This is a genomic window from Methanothermobacter thermautotrophicus, from assembly GCF_014889545.1.
GTDB lineage: Archaea > Methanobacteriota > Methanobacteria > Methanobacteriales > Methanothermobacteraceae > Methanothermobacter > Methanothermobacter thermautotrophicus_A.
In genome coordinates this window covers 1-16659 of record NZ_QKOF01000003.1, presented here as the reverse complement: position 1 = coordinate 16659, position 16659 = coordinate 1, and the positions used below count along the sequence as shown (strand labels likewise).

Sequence of the window (16659 nt, the reverse complement as noted above, 5' to 3'; positions counted from 1 at the left end):
GTTTAATCTTTCTTATTCCCTGATCAGGACTCCGTTTATGACACCGTCCTGACCTGGCCTTGATGTGACCCTGACGTTTCCAAGGTTTGTCTCAACAACAGCACCCCTGGTTATGATATTCCTCCTTACGAAGTGGGGGTTTGCTGTGTTCTCAACGACGTTCCTTATCTCTGCAATTTCAACCTTACCGGTTTCAGGGTCAACCACGTTTATCCTTGTATCTGAAGCGAGCCTGACCTTGGTGTTGCCTCCGCGTGTCCTTATCATCCTTACACGCCTGTCACCGATCTTTGTCTCAGCAGGCTCCCTTCCAAGTTCATACTTCCTTTTACCACGGTTCATCTTGGCTCTTCCGCCACTGGGTTTTTTCATTGATTTACCTTGCCAGATTGCCATTATTTCACCTCAATCATTCATACAAGAATCAGTAAAACTGAGTTTAAGAAACTTAGTGACTCAGTACAGATAAATTTATCTATAGTATGGGGAGCACCATTTAAAAAGATTGTGCTTGAGGTGATCATGATGGAAGATAAGCATGCCCTCATGCCTTAAGGGATCATGACCTTATCCATCCCATCCAATTTTAACCATATTGCAGCCACAGCCAGTAATTTTTCCATCCGCCACAAATAATGTACTTAACAGAGGTCCGTGAAAGGTTTTATACCATCAGCAAGATACCCTATAGCAAGAGATTATGCAAGGTGAATCTATGAAAATCGGCATGTCCCATGGTGCAGGCGGAGAAGTGATGCAGGATCTTATCTCAGATATAATACTCTCAAACATCCAGAACACAAGGGTTAACGGTGGAGTTGGCCTCGAGGACCTCGACGACGGTGCGAGCATACCCCTGGGGGATTATGAGATCGTTATAAGTACAGATGGTCATACCATTGACCCCCTGTTCTTTCCGGGAGGGGACATAGGCAGGATAGCCGTTGCAGGTACAGTCAACGATATATCGGTCATGGGGGCAAGGCCCCTTGCAATTGCAAATGCCATGATAATAAGTGAGGGATTCCCCGGGGAGGATCTTGAGAGGATCATAAAGTCCATGGACTCCGTTTCAAGGGAGACCGGGGTTTCCATTGTCACAGGTGACACCAAGGTCATGGAACAGGGCAAACTTGACAGGATGGTCATAACAACCACAGGTATAGGTGTCGCCGGGCGTGGTGAAACAGTCAGGGACTCAGGACTGAGCCCCGGTGATAAGATCATATTGAGTGGCAGTGTTGGGGACCATGGGATGGCTCTCATGGCGTTCCGTGAGGGCTTCGGATTCGAAACAGACCTCGAATCAGACGTGGCTCCTGTCTGGGGCATCGTGGAGGCCGCCCTGAATGTTGGGGGTGTTAAGGCAATGAAGGACCCCACAAGGGGTGGTATAGCCAATGCCCTCAATGAGATGGCAGATAAATCGGGTGTTGGGATGGTCCTGGATGAGGACAGCATACCCGTGCGGGAGGAGGTTAAGGCCGTCTCTGAGATGCTTGGAATAGACCCCTACGAGGTTGCAAATGAGGGCAAGGTTATCATCGGCGTGGATCCTGAATACGCTGAGGAAGTCCTGGCGGCTGTCAGGAGCGCTCCCTACGGTGAGGGGGCCCAGATAATAGGTGAAGTAACAGAGGATAAGCATGTGATCCTTGAGACCAGCCTCGGTGGAAGAAGGATACTTGAGGCCCCAGTGGCTGATCCTGTCCCGAGGGTCTGCTGATGGCCCTGAAGGAGGGGTAATAATGGTTGAACTATTGAGGGAGAGGTTATATGCATTCATTGTGGACTTCCTGATTGTCACCGCGGTAATGTACATCCTCACGGTACTTCTCTACCCTGCAGTCATCCTCCTTAACCTCTTCAGCATCTACAGCTACTGGCTGCCCCTCCTTGCTGTAATAACACTCCTGTACTTCAGCTACCTGGAATACCATGGAGGCACTCCGGGTAAGAGGTTGCAGGGCCTTATGGTTGTCTCAGAGGAGGGTGATCTGCAGCCCTGGCAGGTTGTTTTGAGGAACATGTCAAAGGTGCTCTGGCTTCCCCTGGCAGTGGACGTCCTGCTGGGTTATCTGCTGGGGCATTTAAGGATCCTTGACACCATTGCCAGAACAGCTGTCATCAGGGCCGGGAAGGTTGATGATGGAGGGCAAGAATAGGATAAGAAAACAGGTCTGGGATCTCCTGAAGTATAAGGGTATCAGCAGAAATCCCCATGGACGTATACCAGACTTTAAGGGCTCGTTTGATGCTGCAGAGAGGCTTTCAAGGACAATTGAATGGGAAAGGGCTGGTGTCGTGTTCTGCTCACCTGACTCGGCCCAGAGACCTGTTCGAAGACTTGTACTTGAGGCCGGGAAGGACCTCATAATGCCCACCCCCCGGATAAAGGATGGCTACCTTCTCATAGAGGGTGGACTGGATGCCGAGGCTGCATCAACAATAGCTGGCGCCTACAGGTACGGTTCATCCATCAGGGATTTCCCCATGGTTGACCTTGTTGTGGAGGGGTCTGTGGCTGTTGACCTCCAGGGCAACCGTCTCGGTAAGGGTGGAGGCTACGGTGACAGGGAGATCTCTGAACTCAGGGGGCAGGGGGCAATAGATGAGGATACACCCATTGCAACAACCGTTGATGAACTCCAGATAATAAGCAGGGTACCGGTTGAGGAGCACGATGAGAGGATAAACATGATAGTAACACCCCTCCGGGTGATCAGGCCCCTCCTGGATGACAGGATACCGCGGGTAATCTGAAAAGGAGGAGCCCCGAACCAGACCATTCAACAGGAAAAAATACAGGACCCCAAGTATGCACCACATAACTCTTCAGGGCCGGAAAAACCAATCAGTTTAAATACTCCGGGGTACAATAGAGTAGTTGTGTACTGATTTTTAATTATCTGTGCCTGGCAGAATCCTGAACTTCCGGTTTGATATGGTCTGCCATATGGCAGCTGATAATTGATAATCGACTTTTAAGAATATAAGGAAGATAAAATGAAAGGATTAGAATTTAGTGAGTTTGATATCTCAGGGGATATAAACAGGGCCCTTGATGATATGGGATTTGAGAGTACAACTCCAATCCAGGCACTTACACTACCTGTTACACTCGATGGCATGGACGTTGTTGGTGAGGCCCAGACAGGGACCGGAAAAACAGCTGCATTCGCCATACCCGTACTTGAGAACCTTGAATCCGAAAGGGTGCCCCAGGCCCTCATCATCTGTCCGACACGCGAGCTCTGTCTCCAGGTCTCAGAGGAGATCAAGAGGATAGGTAAATACATGAAGGTGAAGGTCCTCGCAGTCTATGGTGGTCAGAGTATCAGTAATCAGATAGCGCAGCTGAGGAGGGGGGTTCATGTAATAGTTGCAACCCCAGGTAGACTGATAGACCACATTGAGAGGGGGACAGTTGATCTTGGAGGCGTATCAACCGTTGTCCTTGATGAGGCCGATGAAATGCTGAACATGGGATTCATAGATGACATAGAGCGTATACTGGCCCATGTGCCCGAGAGAAGGCAGACCATGCTCTTCTCTGCAACGGTTTCAAAGCCTATACTCAGGATTGCCAGGAAGTACATGAGGAACCCCCAGGTTATGCGTGTGGAGAAGAAGCACAGCCCCAAGATAGATGAGTTCTACTTCAAAACCAGGGAGGAGGATAAGGTTGAGCTCCTCGACTGGATACTCTCATCAAACAATATCAGGATGGGCCTCATATTCTGTAACACCAAGAGGCGGGTCCAGAGGTTGAGAAGGCAGCTGAACCGTATGGGTTACTCTGCAGATGAAATCCATGGTGATCTTTCACAGTCAAAGCGTGAGCGTGTCATGGAGAGATTCAGGAGGGGCGATTTCAGTCTACTTGTTGCAACTGATGTGGCTGCCCGTGGTATTCATGTACCCGATGTTGAGGCCGTTGTGAACTATGACCTGCCCTTTGAGAACGAGTACTACATTCACCGTATAGGCCGTACAGGGCGAGCCGGTTCAAGCGGGAAGTCCTTCACCCTTGTCGTTGGAAGGGAGGTTCACCGCCTGAGGAGGATCCAGTCATTCACAGGTAAGAGGATAAAGCAGAGTAACATGCCCTCCCCCGAGGAGATAAGGAGGGGCTATGAGATGGACCTCAGGGAGATCCTCAGGAGGAACCTTGAATCCAAGAGTTACAGTGACTCTGAAATCCTCGAGAGCCTTGCTGGTGATGGTTACAGTTTCCGGGACATCTCACACGCCCTTCTGGATGTGCTGGAATCATCTAAATAACCCCTTTTTGATTTAGAACAATAACTCTTTTTCTGACTAAGGGAATTCACGCGCCGCGGCTGATCCCCTTAAGGACACCTTAAAACCGAAGCTTACACACCGCAGCAGCCACCATTGTCCCCTGAAAATCATATAGTATTACTTTTATCACGCGTATATGGTGATAGGTAATAAAAGATTTTATATATTGAAGATGGCCAATCATTTAGCGGTGAACATCATGAAAAGGATCCTTATACTGCTGGCTGCGGTGTCACTGGTGATCAGTTTATCCCCCCATGCATGCGCCCACCCGGGTCACGGTTACTACCTGGAGGAACCCTCAGATGCAGGTGACAGCGACTCTGATTCATCAACAACCACATCCCCTGCTCCCGCCAAAAAGACTTCCGACAGGAGCAGCACCAGTTCAGGGACAAAGGCCAGTAAATCCCACAGTGGAGGTGGGGAAACAGGTTCAGCTCAGGGAAAAGCAGCTGACGTTTCAGCACAGAATAAAACCGATATTCAGGGACAGGGCGGAAATGAAAGTACCCCCGCAGGGAACATGAGCGTGAAGGAGAAACACGGAAACTCAGGGTACGGGTTCATCCCTGCACTGGCTGGGCTATCCCTGGTTTTCGGTTTGACCGCGTTAAGATTTCCAAGGCAGTGATTTATCCTAATTAACCATGGAGGCTGTATAAGTGCATATACCTGACGGAATCATACCATTATGGCAGTGCGCAGTCTACTGGGCTGTGGCCCTCATAAACATTGGAATATTCTTCTACATATTCTCAAAAAGACCCCAGAAGGAAAGGCGAATCGTTGGGACAGGCCTTTTTGCTGCGGCTGCAGCGGCTGTATCCTCAATATCTGTACCGTCACCCTTCGGTGTGCCGGTGCACTTCTTCCTCATACCCCTCGCAGCCATACTGCTGGGGCCCCTCACAGCAGTCATCGTTGCAACACTCTGCCTGGTAATCCAGTTCTTCATACTGGGTATGGGTGGCCTGACAAGTATGGGTGCCAATATACTCACAATGGGTATAGGCCTCGGTGTCGGTACCTACGCCGTCTACAGTGTGGTGAGGGAACTTGATCGGAGCCTGGCGGTCTTCACCGCCACCTTCATGGGTATAATGGTCGCCACGGTGTTCCACATCATGATACTCCTTGCAGCGGGTGTTGCGGGTCCTGAGATGCTTATGGCGACACTGATACCCTTCTACATCTTCGTGGGGGTCATAGAGGGTGCTGCCAATATATTCATCGTATCCTTCCTTGAGAGGATGAAGCCAGAGTTAATCAGTATGGAGAGGGTTTAGATGAGACCTGAGTTCGCATTTCTAATAGTATTTCTCCTAATGGGCGGAGTGGCTGCCCACGGGATGGAGATAACCCCTGAGTCCTTCATTGTAATAGCTGATAATTCAACGGGCAAACTCGCAAGATCTGTTGCAGATGATCTGGGGGTCAACGTCACGGTATACCGTTTCCAGAGCCCAGCTGATGTTGAACACGAACTGGAGCATGCCCTTGGAAACCCCAACAAGAAGATACTTGCAGTTGCCTACCAGGACACCGTGAGCGCCTTCCTTAAGGCCCACCCAGAGATCGGATACAGGGTGATGTACTGCAGCCCTGAGGAGGCATCAATAAGGGATAAGCTCCTTGAGCTGAACTCCGTTAACCCTGAGGAGGAGGGCACAGACTTCCTGACACCCTTCTCATCGGGCGCCCTCATAGGGGTTACCATGGGCATTGTGATGGGGGCCCTGTGGATGAAGAGAAAAAAAGGAGTGGAGTAACTATTCAATCCCCCACTTTCTTTTAAATTCGAGTTTCTCCTCTGCAGTCATCCAGTGACTTCCATCACAGAAGGGTTTGTTATCAGATAAACCGCAGCGGCAGAGGGTAACCCTGTTTCTAACCTCATACTCTCTTCCATCAGCAGATTCTATGGGTATACCTCCCCTAACCCAGAGTGGGCCCTCACACTTCTTCTGTTTATCGTGGATGACCACTATGGATTTCTCATAGTCCCTCTCATAGGGTTTACCTGTTTTTCTGTCCCATAGGACCAGCCTGCCGGATGGGCAGATCATGGCCTCCTCTATGGCTGTCTGTATGCTCTCCCTGTCACCCCTCCTCAGGAGTTCCCTTATACCTCCGGCCCTGAGGCAGAACCTTGAATGGTCGCATAACTCGGGTACGTCAGTGAGTTCAAGGTCACCTGCCCTGAAGACCCTCGCCCTCTCAATGTAGGGTTTCAGTGATGCTGTCTCGGTCCCCTCAAACCCTATGCTGCTGTGTGTACCGTCACAGTAGGGCTTATCCCCTGATGCTCCGCAGCGGCAGAGCACATACCTCTCCCTAAGTGGGAACTGTCTCCTCTCAACGAATTCCCTCGTGTGGCCCTCCTCGTCGGTTACGATAACCTCTTCATAGAGGGGTACTGAGCCCTCAACAAGGTAGGGGCCATTCCTGAGCACCTTTATCCTCTTCATCTCTAACACCGTCATTAGCATGGATTATGCTCCCACTATGTGATATGTTGATACAACCAGATATGTAATTCTGTGCTAAACCAGAGATCGTCACAAGAAAGGAAGCTTTCTCTACAGGATTGTCCAATAAAACTGCTATGAAAAAGGATAAGAATCGAAGGAAGAGATAAATCAGTTCTGAAAGTTCTGAAAAGAGAGATTTAATTAAAACAATCTCAGAAACTTCCGACCATTCACAGATCCATCAAATAGAAGGGATTCCCCTCTAGTTGGTATGATGAAAGAATCCATTAACCATCGTTTCTGTGGGCAGTTGCAGCGAAGACCCCCGCAAAGCACAGCACACCGAATATGAGGAAACATATCCTTGTGCTCTCCATGAGGAGGTCATAATTTGCAGGGGAGATTGGGACCCTTCCTATGAGGAATGCGAAGATAAGTGTCACTATACCTATACTGAAGGCCTGGCCTATGAGCCTCATGGAACTGACGGTGGCCGATGCAATACCATAGTCCTTCCTCTCAACGGAGCCCATTATTGCATTGGTGTTGGGTGACGAGAAAAACCCGAAGCCCAGACCAAGGACAAGGAGAGAGACTATTATCATTGGAACCGGCGTGGTTCTATCAAGGATGCTGAGGCTGAGGAGCGCCAGTGCTGTTATGGCCATGCCGATGCCTGCGAGTGTCTGGGGGTTGAACCTGTCAGAGGCCCTGCCCGCCACTGGCGCCACCAGGGCCATGACGATGGGCTGTGTCACCAGTATGAGGCCGCTTGATCCTGGATCAAGGCCCTTGATATACTGGAGATGGTAGCTCAGGAGGAGGGATACTGCAAAGGTTGCACTGTAATTTATGAGGGCTGCCAGGCTTGAGAAGCTGAACCTGAGGTTCCTGAAAAGCCTCACATTGAAAACCGGGCTGGGTGATGAGAGCTCCATTTTGAGGAAAACAGCGAAGGCCCCTATGCTCAGGAGTATCATGATGGCCCCCAGGATATCCGGGAGGGCTGAGAATCCATACATGAGCAAAAAGAGGAATATGCAGTAGGATATGGAGCCTGGAATATCAAAGGTTTCATTTGCGGCATCAGCCCATTCACCATCAATTTTAAGTAGACTCACCGCCAGGACGATGAGTGTTACAGGTACTGTGAAGAGGAATATGCTCTGCCATCCCAGGAACCTTGTGAGGAATCCTCCGAGGACCGGCCCCATTGAGAGGCCAATGTAGACTGCTGCCGTGTTTATACCTATGGCCTTACCCCGCTCATATGGGGGGAATACCCTTGTGAGTATGGCAAGGCCTGTTACGAATATCATGGCAGAACCAACCCCCTGTATTGCCCGGAACACGATTAGTGCCATGGCTGAGGGTGAGAATGCTGATAAAATCGCTGAGACTGTGAAGATGATGTTACCATAGACGAAGACCCTCTTCATCCCGTATATCTCAGAGAGCCTCCCGAAGGGGACCGCGAATATGGCTGCTGCCAGGAGGAATGCCGTGGGTATCCATGTCTGGAGTATTGCATCGATTTTAAACTGCAGCGCTATCACAGGAAGCGCCACATTGATTGATGAACCCATGAAGGGTGTGAGGAATGATGAAAGTGTTGCCGCTATAAGAACATACAACCGAAGTGACCTGTCATTGTACTCATTCAAATTTTTTCCCTCCAGAAAAAACTGGTTATTACTATAGGGTGGGTCATTTAAATAATTTTCAGAGCGAATGAAATGAAAAAATTTAAAAACAGAAAATAAAATTGTCCGAATCTGCTTTATCCTGAAATAAAAGAATCAAAAAAGGTTTTAGGGGATTAGAACCTGGCTGGTGACTCCATACCCGCCAGTTTAACCCCTGTGAGTGCAGATGCTTCAACTGTAAGGGCCCTGAGGTCATCCTTTTCAAGTTTGCTCACATCTGTGTTACCTGCCTGCTGTGTGAGCATGCAGACCTCCTCTGTCATCGCCTCTATGTACCTTGCAACGTTCTTACCTGCCTCCACATAGTCGAGGCGCTTCCTGAGGCGTGGGTCCTGGGTTGCGATGCCCTTCCTGCAGGTGCCTGTGTAGCACATCTGGCAGACACGGCAGCCGATTGACACAAGGGCTGCTGTACCTATATACACTGCATCTGCACCGAGGGCTATGGCCTTTGCAACATCGGCCCCGCTCCTTATACCACCAGCAGCGATGAGGCTCACCTCATCACGGAGGTTGACCTCCTTGAGTGCCTCATCTGCCTCCACTATGGCTGCGATTGTGGGTATACCTGAGTGCTCGGTTACAACATCGGGGCCGGCCCCTGTACCGCCCTGCATACCATCCACAACTACGGCGTCTGCGCCTGCCTTTGCAGCTATCTTCACATCATCTGCAACCCTTCCAGAGGTGAACTTGACCATTATGGGGACCTTCCAGTCTGTTATCTCACGCAGCTGTGATATCTTCATGCTCAGATCCTCGGGACCCACTATGTCCATGTGCCTGGCAGGGCTCAGTGCATCGGTGCCCTCAGGTATCATCCTTATCCTTGAGACCTCTGCTGTGACCTTCTCTGCCAGCAGATGTCCACCCATACCTGACTTGGCACCCTGGCCTATCTTTATCTCGATGGCCTCTGAGTTGTTGAGGTACTCTGCTGATACGCCGAAGCGGCCTGATGCGTACTGTGCGATGAGCTTGGAGGCGTATCTGCGCTCCTCAGGGAGCATTCCACCTTCACCCGTGTTGGTGGCTGTTCCTGCGAGGGTGGCGCCCATGGCTAGGGCTATCTTGGCCTCCTTACTGAGGGCGCCGAAGGACATGGCGGCTATCATGATGGGTGTGTCAAGTTCAAGGGGGTTCTCGGCGTACCTGTCACCTATCACGACCCTGGTGTTGCAGGGCTCCCTGTACTTGTCTATGGGTGGCCTGGATACCTGGGCCGGGATGATGACAAGGTCATCGAAGGTGGGTATCCTTCTGACTGCACCGCAGCCCCTGACCTTGTAGCTGCCCTCCCTTGATTTTCTCTCTATTTCAAGCAGATCAGCAAATGACCACACGTTCCTGCGATCTTCTGGAACAGCGTTAACCTCTATTGCATTGTTGGGGCACATCTCCTCACATATGCGGCACCCGACGCAGTTTTCATGCCTTATTGGTACGGGTTCCCCGTTTATTATCTCGTATACGTCATGCGGACAGTTGTTGTAGCATGAGTAGCAGTTTGCGCAGAGTGACTCGTCCCTGTTATCGCACATGTACCAGCAGCAGCCGGGACGATCAAAGTTCCTCTTACATACCTCTTCCTTTCTTTCGACCTTAAAAGGCATTTTTAACCCCTCTTATTCCTTTAAAATTTTCAGTAATGGACATGCTGAGTATTTGGTTCCCGCGGCCTTCACAATGTCCTGGGGCTCCTCTGCCAGTACAGGTAAAGGTTTCCATGGCTTTTCGTGGTCCCTGTCAACAACCAGGGCCCCTTCAATGATTCCCTCCCTGAGGGCGTAGGTGAGGAGGGCTGTTACAACACCCCCATCCTGGCCCCTGAACATTGGGGCCCTCGCAGAGAGGAACTCAATGTATTCACCAAGGGGTGTGGATGCTGAGTCATGGCCTATTATGCTGTCGGGTACGTAGGTTCTGGGGCATGCCACATAGCAGGCATTGCAGCCCTCCGGGCACTCACCATGAACCTCTGGTTTTCTGTCCTTTATACTGACTATGTTCTCCGGGCATGAGGCCACGCAGGCACCGCAGAGGACGCAGGCACCGACATCTATAACATCAGATCTCAGATCATCGAACTGGTAGTCAGTTACCTCCTCCAGGTATTCCTCATCCGGCATCACCCTCCAGTAGAGGACCGGCCTTGCAACGGATTCCCTTCTTTTTATCTCCTGGAGGTTCTCTTCCTTCTTACCTGATGCAAGTTTCTCAAGTATCCTGATTCCCCGTTCTGTTAAGGGTTTTGTTTCAATGTATCCTGCCTTTCTGGCCTTTTCAATGAGTTCATGTCCCTTCTCTGTCCTTATTATTATGGTTGACCATCCCTCAGGTGATCCCACTGACCCTATGGATATGTCGGACTGTTCTGATGTGAAGTCCATGCACACTGTGCAGTTCTTCCTCATGGCGGATCTCGCCCTTTCAAGGGGGACTGAAATTTTGCTTCCATCGTTAAGGTGGAACCAGAGCCGGCCCTTTTCTATCCTGAACTCTGATACATCTGCAAGGTCAATACCCTCCTCCTCGGCGAGTTTTTTGAGGTATGTGTAGGAGAAGTTTTCCATGCAGAAGAGTCCGAGTTTGAGTTCAACCGGAAAGTCCCCTGTGTATCTGTCCATGAGTGTGGCTGCTGTTATCTGGCAGGGTGTTCCAACCATTGCGTAGGTTCTGGTCATTATCCTTCCTCCGATTCTTCACCATAAAATGGTCTTTTACTCCTTGGGACGATCTTCCTGAAGGCCTTGTAGTCTTCATCCTCAAGGTTAAATCCGTAACTGGTGAGTGTTTCCCTCAGTTCCTCCTCATCCTCCGGGTTTATATCCTCAACCTTGGCGTTCTTTCCGAGGCTCTTTATTTCGCCCCTTACATAGATGGTTCCCCTTATGATGGACTCACCTGCATCCTCTGCAAGGTCTCCGAGTACTATTATGCGGCCACCCATCATGAAGAGGCCTGTCATGAAACCTGAATTTCCACCTATGATTATGGTCCCATTTTTCATTATCTCGCCTGTCCTTGAACCGGCGCTTTTTTTAACAACAACGGTTCCCCCGTAGATTCCCTGGCCCACACCGTCACCTGCTGAGCCCTCCACTACCACTTCGCCCTCTGTCATGTTGTCTGCAGGGAACCAGCCTGTGTTACCATTTATCCTTACCCTGGGGCCGTGGATCATGGTGGCTGCGAAGTATCCTGCTGACCCGTCGATTATGAGTTCAACGTCCCCGGTAAGGCCTGCGCCTATGTAGTGCATTGCGTTGGGGTTTTTAACGATTATCCTGTCGTTGTCGGCTGCGAGGGATTTTATTGCCCTGTTAACCTCCCTCGGGGTTTTTGATCCTGCATCAATTATTGCTTCCCTCATGGTATCACCCTCATATCTCGTAGACCCTTACCTCTCCGGGGGATATCTGTTCAACCTCGCTTGTGTCCATGACCTCCCTGAGGGAGACCTCCTCTGATGCGACTGCGAAGACCTCATCGTTTTCTGCCATCACCCCGGGCCTCAGTCCGAGCTGATCCTTGGCTATCCCCACACCCTGGGGTGTTCCCACTATGTATGAGAAGGGACCGTCCATGTCCCTTACAGACTGCTCGAGGGCCTCCTCGAGGCTGTATCCTGAGGCCAGTTTATCTGCGACGTAGTGGACTATGCACTCTGTGTCGTTGTTTGTCTCGAATATGTGGCCCTTGCGCTCCAGTGGATCCCTTATCTTCCAGTAGTTTGTTATCTGGCCGTTGTGTACGACTGTTATGTCAGGGATGATGTAGCTCTGGAAGGGGTGGGCATGGTACCTGTCCACTATGCTCTCTGTTGAGAACCTTGTGTGGCCTATGGCGTGGGTGCCCTTCTTTGACCAGGTGTCGTAGCGGTCCGCTATCTCAAGAACCGAACCCACATCCTTTATCATCTCAAATGAGTGACTACCGTTCAGTACTATAACGTCCTCCAGGCTGTCTATATCCATTATGAGTGGTTTGAGCTGTGAGAATGATTCCAGGGTTATCCTGCACCGGTAGATTATGTGGTTCTCAACTGAGGGTATGACCTCATCTGACCCTATGGGGCTTACCAGTTCAACTTTTTCCTTAACCATGTCAAGAAGTCCTGGTTTATCCTTAACCTCTATGTTAAGGAGGTACTCGTTTTCATCAAGACCAAGACCTCCATATATGGCGAATCCCGCTGAGTCGGGTCCCCTGTGCTGCAGTGCATGGAGCATCCTTGTCATGTCTGCCCCTGCTGAGTGCAGTTTACCATCCTTGTAGACCACTCCCGCTATTCCACACAATTCAATACCTCCTTTATAAAGTATTCATGGAGCCATGTGTCCTCTCCGAGTTCAGGGTGGAAGGCCAGTGCGAGGTTGCAGCCGTCCTTTACTGCGATTATCATGTCATCAAGCTCTGAGAGAACCTCAACTCCCTCTCCCACTTCAAGGACGGCTGGCGCCCTTATGAATATTCCATGAAATTTCCTTCCAAGTATATCGATTTCATCTTCAAAGGAGTCTCTCTGTCTTCCAAAGGCGTTTCTCTTAACCTTCATGTCAATGAGTCCCAGAAGGGGCTGTTGGTAATCTGTTTCATCTGCAAGGAGCACCATTCCGGCACATGTACCCATCACGGGTTTCCTTTCTTGGACTATGACGTCCTTTATCCCTGTCTCCTCCATCAGTCTGCCGATTACCGTGCTCTCACCGCCGGATATTATTATTGCATCCACTGAGGAGGCTTCATCTGCTGTCCTGACCCTCACAACCTCTGCATCTATGCCCATCTTTTCAACTGTCCTTCTGGTCATGTCGAGGTGTTCAGATACATCTCCCTGAAGATCAAGAATACCTATCCTTATCATGCTGTCTCCTTTGAGAATTTTTCGGTTAACTTTTTCATGCTGGAACCATATAAACATACCGGAAGATGTCTGCCGGTTGCTTCTGAACCCTGAACCCTGCAGAAAATCAGGTGTACAATGTTCAGAAATAATGTCTTGAATTAACTTCTAATTGAACAAGTATATAAAGGTTTCCATGAGGGTGCTGAAAGATGAAGGAAGTACATGATGAACTGGAGGCGCATGAAATCCCCGGCCCTGATAGCCATGCCCCCATAAGCACTGGTGAGCTATAGTGGAAGTTCCCCTTCAAGGAACTCCATAACCCTCCTGGTGGAGTTTCTAACATGGTTAGCAGCTTCCCTGAAGGCCTCCCGCTCATCACGATCCATAAGGACAGGTACAACACCCTCAATACCGTTTTTACCCAGTTTAACAGGCACGCCGAGGCAAACATCCCTTATACCATCGATTTCGCCCTCCATAAGGGTTGAAACCGTTAGTATTCTGCGTTCATCATTCAGGATTGTGGTGACTATATTGGATATTGCAAAGGCAGGTCCATACTCGGTGGCCCCCTTCCTGCTTATGATGTTGCTCCCTGCATTGATGACCTTGTCTATGGTCTTCTTGAGGTCAAACTTCTTGTAACCTGAGAAGTAGTCCCTACGGGCATAGTGCTCTATGGGTATGCCCCCTATGGAGGTTGAACTTATGAGTGGGACCATGTAGGGACCGTGCTGACCTATAACCCTTGTGTGGACCTCACTCACGTGGACATTGAAATGCCTTGCCATGTAGTTCTTCAGCCTCAGGGAGTCAAGATGGTTTCCGAGGCCGAAGACCCTGCTTGGGTGAAACCCTGAATACCTGAGGGCAACATATGTCATCACATCCACAGGGTTTGTTACAACAAGTATAATTGAATCCGGGGCGAATCTTGCGATCTGCCTTGCATACTCTGCAACTATCCTACCGTTCTCAAAGGCAAGGTCGTCCCTGTCCATATCCGCTGTCCTGGGAACACCCGCAGTGATCACGACTATCTTTGACCCGTGGACGTTTTCAATATCTGCTGAGTTCTCCAGCCTGACTGAAACGCCCTTGGCTGCCAGGGCATCACTCATATCAAGGACCTCACCGACGTTCTGTTCAACACTCTCCTTCCTTGATATGAGGTGCAGGGTCTTCACAGCCTCCTCCTCTGCAAGACAGAGGGCTGTTGCCCTTCCAACACGTCCCGTTGACCCAATTATACTTACCTTCAAGGGGGTTCCTCCTAGTGGGTTTCAAGGTAGTTAATGGCCACCTTCCTTGCAAACCCTGTCCCTGTCTCTGCAAGTTTCTCCATTGCAGCCCTGACCCTTTCACCGCCGATCTGCTCCAGTGAACGGGCAGCTCCACTACGTACAAATCCACTGTCATCCTCGAGGAGCTTTATTAGGGGTTCAACCGCCCTTTCATCCTGGAAGTTCCCTATGATCCATGCGGCGGCGCCCCTTATCCTCCAGTCATCATTTGAGAGACTCTCAAGGAGGGGCTCAAAGGCCTCCTCGCCCATCTTTGATAGGGCGGTTGAAACATCCCTCCTGACCCACTTGTTCTCATCGGCCATTGCCCTTATGAGGGGTTTGACTGCTCTGGGGTCTCCAATGTTACCCAGGGCCGCTGCAGCACCCCTCCTAACAGACTTGTCACTGTCATCAAGGGCCTCAATGAGCTGTTCAACAGCGGCTTCCCCCATCTCAGATAGAAGCTCAACGATCTGAACCCTCATAAGTTCATCGCCTTCCCTTAACTGCTCAATGAGCCTCTCAATGTTTTCTCTTCTCTGCATAATATCACCTCTATATATTATGTTCAGAAAGGTAGATATGGTTATCGCGGATCTGAGGACATAACGCCAAGGATATTGCATAGCACTTTAACAGGGAAAAAACCACTGAATATAAAGAAACGCTCAGGAGACGCTCAGAATTACATCCTGCTGAGGGTGTTTATTATCTTCATGGTCACCGATTCAGCTTCCCCCATTTCAAGGGCCCTGAATATCTCAAGGGCCTCCTTGAATACAGTGTAAAGGTTTTCCCGCTCATCCATGATGAACAGGATAACCCCCATCATCACCAGGGCCACTGCAGCACCCCTGGAGTCCCCGGCGTCCCTGAAGATCCTTGTGGCTCTCTTAATGAACTTTAGTGCATCGTAGATCTCACCCTCCTCCAGATGATACCTTCCGATGAGGAGGTTAATGAGGCCCTCCGTGGGCCTGTCACGTATAACAGTCGCTGATTTAAGGCTTTCCTCCAGGGCTTCAATGTCACGATTCTCCCAGCAGACTGCATAATCTTCAAAGCCTTCAATGAACTCCAGTAATCTGTCTGAAAACCTGAAGAGCGCTAGAGTCTCTGAGTCCAGTCCATGGTTCTCTGATGTTTCCTCAACTGATTCCGGTTCAGGGGGGTCCTGAGGAACAAGCGTCTCCCTTATCTTACCAGCCTCATAGATCTTCTCCCTGAGTTCCTCTGCAAGGGGTGGGTTCAGGTCAGAGTATATGGAGAGGGCCTCTGAATAGTGTTCCATTGCATTATCAAATTCCCTCAGAGCCATTAAGGAATCACCTAAAAGTTCTGAGGTATAGGCAACTCCCTCAGGGAATTTAAGTTTCCTGTAGGTCTCAAGGGCCTCCTCAAAGTTCTTAACAGCCCTTTCAATTTCTCCACGGTCAAGGTAGATGACACCGATATCTATGAGGACCTCTGCCTCGTGCTCCTGGTATTCATGGAGTTTCTTCTTGTAGTGCCTGAGGGCGCTCTGATCATTCCTCAGGGAATCAAAGATACTGAGAAGGTTAAGATGAAGCAGCATAAATCCCGGCCTCCAGCCTATTTCCATCATCACAACAGAACCACATCAAAAACCCCCCCCCCCAAACTCTAAACTATTTCTATCATCAGATCCTTAAAATATTATCTCATAAACATCATTCAGGAGACCAATTTAAGAGGCGTTTACATGTACAGGATAACGGTTATACCAGGTGATGGGATCGGCGTGGAGGTAATGGAGGCAGCCCTCCACATCCTTGACGCCCTTGACATGGAATTTGAATTCACACATGCAGAGGCCGGTAATGAGTGCTTCAGGCGCTGCGGTGACACGCTCCCAGAGGAAACCCTGAAGCTCGTAAGGAAGGCTGATGCAACCCTATTCGGTGCTGTGACAACTGTACCAGGACAGAAGAGCGCCATAATAACTTTAAGGCGTGAGCTGGACCTTTTTGCGAATTTGAGGCCTGTTAAGTCCCTTCCTGGGGTCCCCTGCCTCT

The 16659-nt window shown here is 50.0% G+C and carries 19 protein-coding genes; 8 read left to right on the top strand and 11 right to left on the bottom strand.

All coding sequences use genetic code 11. The features are described 5' to 3' along the window. Positions 1 to 12: 12 nt before the first annotated feature. Positions 13 to 396, bottom strand: a complete 384-nt coding sequence (locus DNK57_RS00980) for a 30S ribosomal protein S8e (RefSeq protein ID WP_192961199.1) — start codon at positions 394 to 396, stop codon at positions 13 to 15. Positions 397 to 715: 319 nt separating this feature from the next. Here DNK57_RS00980 and hypE point away from each other — a divergent pair, with 319 nt between their 5' ends. From hypE to DNK57_RS00945, 7 genes are all read left to right on the top strand, one after another. Further along, a complete protein-coding gene (hypE, locus tag DNK57_RS00975) occupies positions 716 to 1726 on the top strand; it encodes a hydrogenase expression/formation protein HypE (protein WP_192961198.1) in 1011 nt (336 codons plus the stop codon). A 22-nt stretch (positions 1727 to 1748) separates the two neighbouring features. After that, positions 1749 to 2165 carry an RDD family protein gene (locus tag DNK57_RS00970; RefSeq protein ID WP_192961197.1) on the top strand — a complete coding sequence of 139 codons (417 nt, stop codon included), beginning with the start codon at positions 1749 to 1751 and terminating at the stop codon, positions 2163 to 2165. Continuing rightward, positions 2149 to 2763, top strand: a complete 615-nt coding sequence (locus DNK57_RS00965; protein WP_192961196.1) for a 5-formyltetrahydrofolate cyclo-ligase — start codon at positions 2149 to 2151, stop codon at positions 2761 to 2763. The genes DNK57_RS00970 and DNK57_RS00965 overlap by 17 nt, the downstream gene beginning before the upstream one ends. A gap of 243 nt (positions 2764 to 3006) precedes the next feature. Then, positions 3007 to 4284, top strand: a complete 1278-nt coding sequence (locus DNK57_RS00960; RefSeq protein WP_192961195.1) for a DEAD/DEAH box helicase — start codon at positions 3007 to 3009, stop codon at positions 4282 to 4284. Between the two features lie 220 nt (positions 4285 to 4504). Continuing rightward, a complete protein-coding gene (locus DNK57_RS00955) occupies positions 4505 to 4939 on the top strand; it encodes a hypothetical protein (RefSeq protein WP_192961194.1) in 435 nt (144 codons plus the stop codon). Positions 4940 to 4970: 31 nt separating this feature from the next. Beyond that, positions 4971 to 5594: an energy-coupling factor ABC transporter permease gene (locus DNK57_RS00950; protein WP_192961193.1), complete on the top strand. Its 624-nt coding sequence runs from the start codon at positions 4971 to 4973 to the stop codon at positions 5592 to 5594. Beyond that, complete coding sequence (locus DNK57_RS00945; RefSeq protein WP_192961192.1) at positions 5595 to 6077, top strand: hypothetical protein; 483 nt, start codon at positions 5595 to 5597, stop codon at positions 6075 to 6077. It abuts the gene before it with no gap. On the opposite strand, the gene DNK57_RS00940 is transcribed toward DNK57_RS00945, so the two are convergent. The 10 genes from DNK57_RS00940 to DNK57_RS00895 all read right to left on the bottom strand — a co-directional run bounded on the left by DNK57_RS00940 (position 6078) and on the right by DNK57_RS00895 (position 16199). Continuing rightward, positions 6078 to 6776, bottom strand: a complete 699-nt coding sequence (locus tag DNK57_RS00940) for a CDGSH iron-sulfur domain-containing protein (RefSeq protein ID WP_226890924.1) — start codon at positions 6774 to 6776, stop codon at positions 6078 to 6080. 290 nt (positions 6777 to 7066) lie between these two features. Further along, positions 7067 to 8443: an MFS transporter gene (locus DNK57_RS00935; protein WP_192961190.1), complete on the bottom strand. Its 1377-nt coding sequence runs from the start codon at positions 8441 to 8443 to the stop codon at positions 7067 to 7069. Positions 8444 to 8598: 155 nt separating this feature from the next. Continuing rightward, complete coding sequence (locus DNK57_RS00930; RefSeq protein ID WP_192961189.1) at positions 8599 to 10098, bottom strand: glutamate synthase-related protein; 1500 nt, start codon at positions 10096 to 10098, stop codon at positions 8599 to 8601. 12 nt (positions 10099 to 10110) lie between these two features. Further along, the gene (locus DNK57_RS00925) at positions 10111 to 11169 is read right to left on the bottom strand and encodes a Coenzyme F420 hydrogenase/dehydrogenase, beta subunit C-terminal domain (RefSeq protein WP_192961187.1); all 1059 of its coding nucleotides are present in this window, start codon (positions 11167 to 11169) and stop codon (positions 10111 to 10113) included. Next, positions 11169 to 11858: a GltB/FmdC/FwdC-like GXGXG domain-containing protein gene (locus DNK57_RS00920; RefSeq protein ID WP_192961186.1), complete on the bottom strand. Its 690-nt coding sequence runs from the start codon at positions 11856 to 11858 to the stop codon at positions 11169 to 11171. Before DNK57_RS00920 ends, DNK57_RS00925 begins: the two co-directional genes overlap by 1 nt. A 10-nt stretch (positions 11859 to 11868) precedes the next feature. Next, on the bottom strand, positions 11869 to 12786 hold the full coding sequence (locus DNK57_RS00915; protein ID WP_192961185.1) for a class II glutamine amidotransferase: 918 nt from the start codon (positions 12784 to 12786) through the stop codon (positions 11869 to 11871). After that, complete coding sequence (pdxT, locus tag DNK57_RS00910) at positions 12774 to 13352, bottom strand: pyridoxal 5'-phosphate synthase glutaminase subunit PdxT (RefSeq protein WP_192961184.1); 579 nt, start codon at positions 13350 to 13352, stop codon at positions 12774 to 12776. The genes DNK57_RS00915 and pdxT overlap by 13 nt, the downstream gene beginning before the upstream one ends. 269 nt (positions 13353 to 13621) lie before the next feature. Beyond that, positions 13622 to 14599, bottom strand: a complete 978-nt coding sequence (locus DNK57_RS00905) for a malate dehydrogenase (RefSeq protein ID WP_192961183.1) — start codon at positions 14597 to 14599, stop codon at positions 13622 to 13624. Positions 14600 to 14610: 11 nt separating this feature from the next. Further along, positions 14611 to 15168 (bottom strand): HEAT repeat domain-containing protein, encoded by a 558-nt coding sequence (locus DNK57_RS00900; RefSeq protein WP_192961182.1) that lies wholly within the window; start codon positions 15166 to 15168, stop codon positions 14611 to 14613. Positions 15169 to 15308: 140 nt separating this feature from the next. After that, a complete protein-coding gene (locus DNK57_RS00895) occupies positions 15309 to 16199 on the bottom strand; it encodes a tetratricopeptide repeat protein (protein WP_226890923.1) in 891 nt (296 codons plus the stop codon). Between the two features lie 147 nt (positions 16200 to 16346). On the opposite strand from DNK57_RS00895, the gene DNK57_RS00890 reads away from it, so the two are divergent. Further along, the coding region (locus DNK57_RS00890) for an isocitrate/isopropylmalate family dehydrogenase (protein ID WP_264291542.1) at positions 16347 to 16659 on the top strand (313 nt) is incomplete at its 3' end.

Excerpts from the sequence above, each read along its gene's own strand:
- DNK57_RS00965 (WP_192961196.1), top strand. The coding sequence starts at position 2,149 with ATGGAGGGCAAGAATAGGATAAGAAAACAGGTCTGGGATCTCCTGAAG.
- DNK57_RS00970 (WP_192961197.1), top strand. The coding sequence starts at position 1,749 with ATGGTTGAACTATTGAGGGAGAGGTTATATGCATTCATTGTGGACTTC.
- DNK57_RS00925 (WP_192961187.1), bottom strand. The coding sequence starts at position 11,169 with ATGACCAGAACCTACGCAATGGTTGGAACACCCTGCCAGATAACAGCA.
- DNK57_RS00920 (WP_192961186.1), bottom strand. The coding sequence starts at position 11,858 with ATGAGGGAAGCAATAATTGATGCAGGATCAAAAACCCCGAGGGAGGTT.
- DNK57_RS00940 (WP_226890924.1), bottom strand. The coding sequence starts at position 6,776 with ATGAAGAGGATAAAGGTGCTCAGGAATGGCCCCTACCTTGTTGAGGGC.
- DNK57_RS00960 (WP_192961195.1), top strand. The coding sequence starts at position 3,007 with ATGAAAGGATTAGAATTTAGTGAGTTTGATATCTCAGGGGATATAAAC.
- DNK57_RS00955 (WP_192961194.1), top strand. The coding sequence starts at position 4,505 with ATGAAAAGGATCCTTATACTGCTGGCTGCGGTGTCACTGGTGATCAGT.
- hypE (WP_192961198.1), top strand. The coding sequence starts at position 716 with ATGAAAATCGGCATGTCCCATGGTGCAGGCGGAGAAGTGATGCAGGAT.
- DNK57_RS00980 (WP_192961199.1), bottom strand. The coding sequence starts at position 396 with ATGGCAATCTGGCAAGGTAAATCAATGAAAAAACCCAGTGGCGGAAGA.
- DNK57_RS00900 (WP_192961182.1), bottom strand. The coding sequence starts at position 15,168 with ATGCAGAGAAGAGAAAACATTGAGAGGCTCATTGAGCAGTTAAGGGAA.
- pdxT (WP_192961184.1), bottom strand. The coding sequence starts at position 13,352 with ATGATAAGGATAGGTATTCTTGATCTTCAGGGAGATGTATCTGAACAC.
- DNK57_RS00945 (WP_192961192.1), top strand. The coding sequence starts at position 5,595 with ATGAGACCTGAGTTCGCATTTCTAATAGTATTTCTCCTAATGGGCGGA.
- DNK57_RS00895 (WP_226890923.1), bottom strand. The coding sequence starts at position 16,199 with ATGCTGCTTCATCTTAACCTTCTCAGTATCTTTGATTCCCTGAGGAAT.
- DNK57_RS00930 (WP_192961189.1), bottom strand. The coding sequence starts at position 10,098 with ATGCCTTTTAAGGTCGAAAGAAAGGAAGAGGTATGTAAGAGGAACTTT.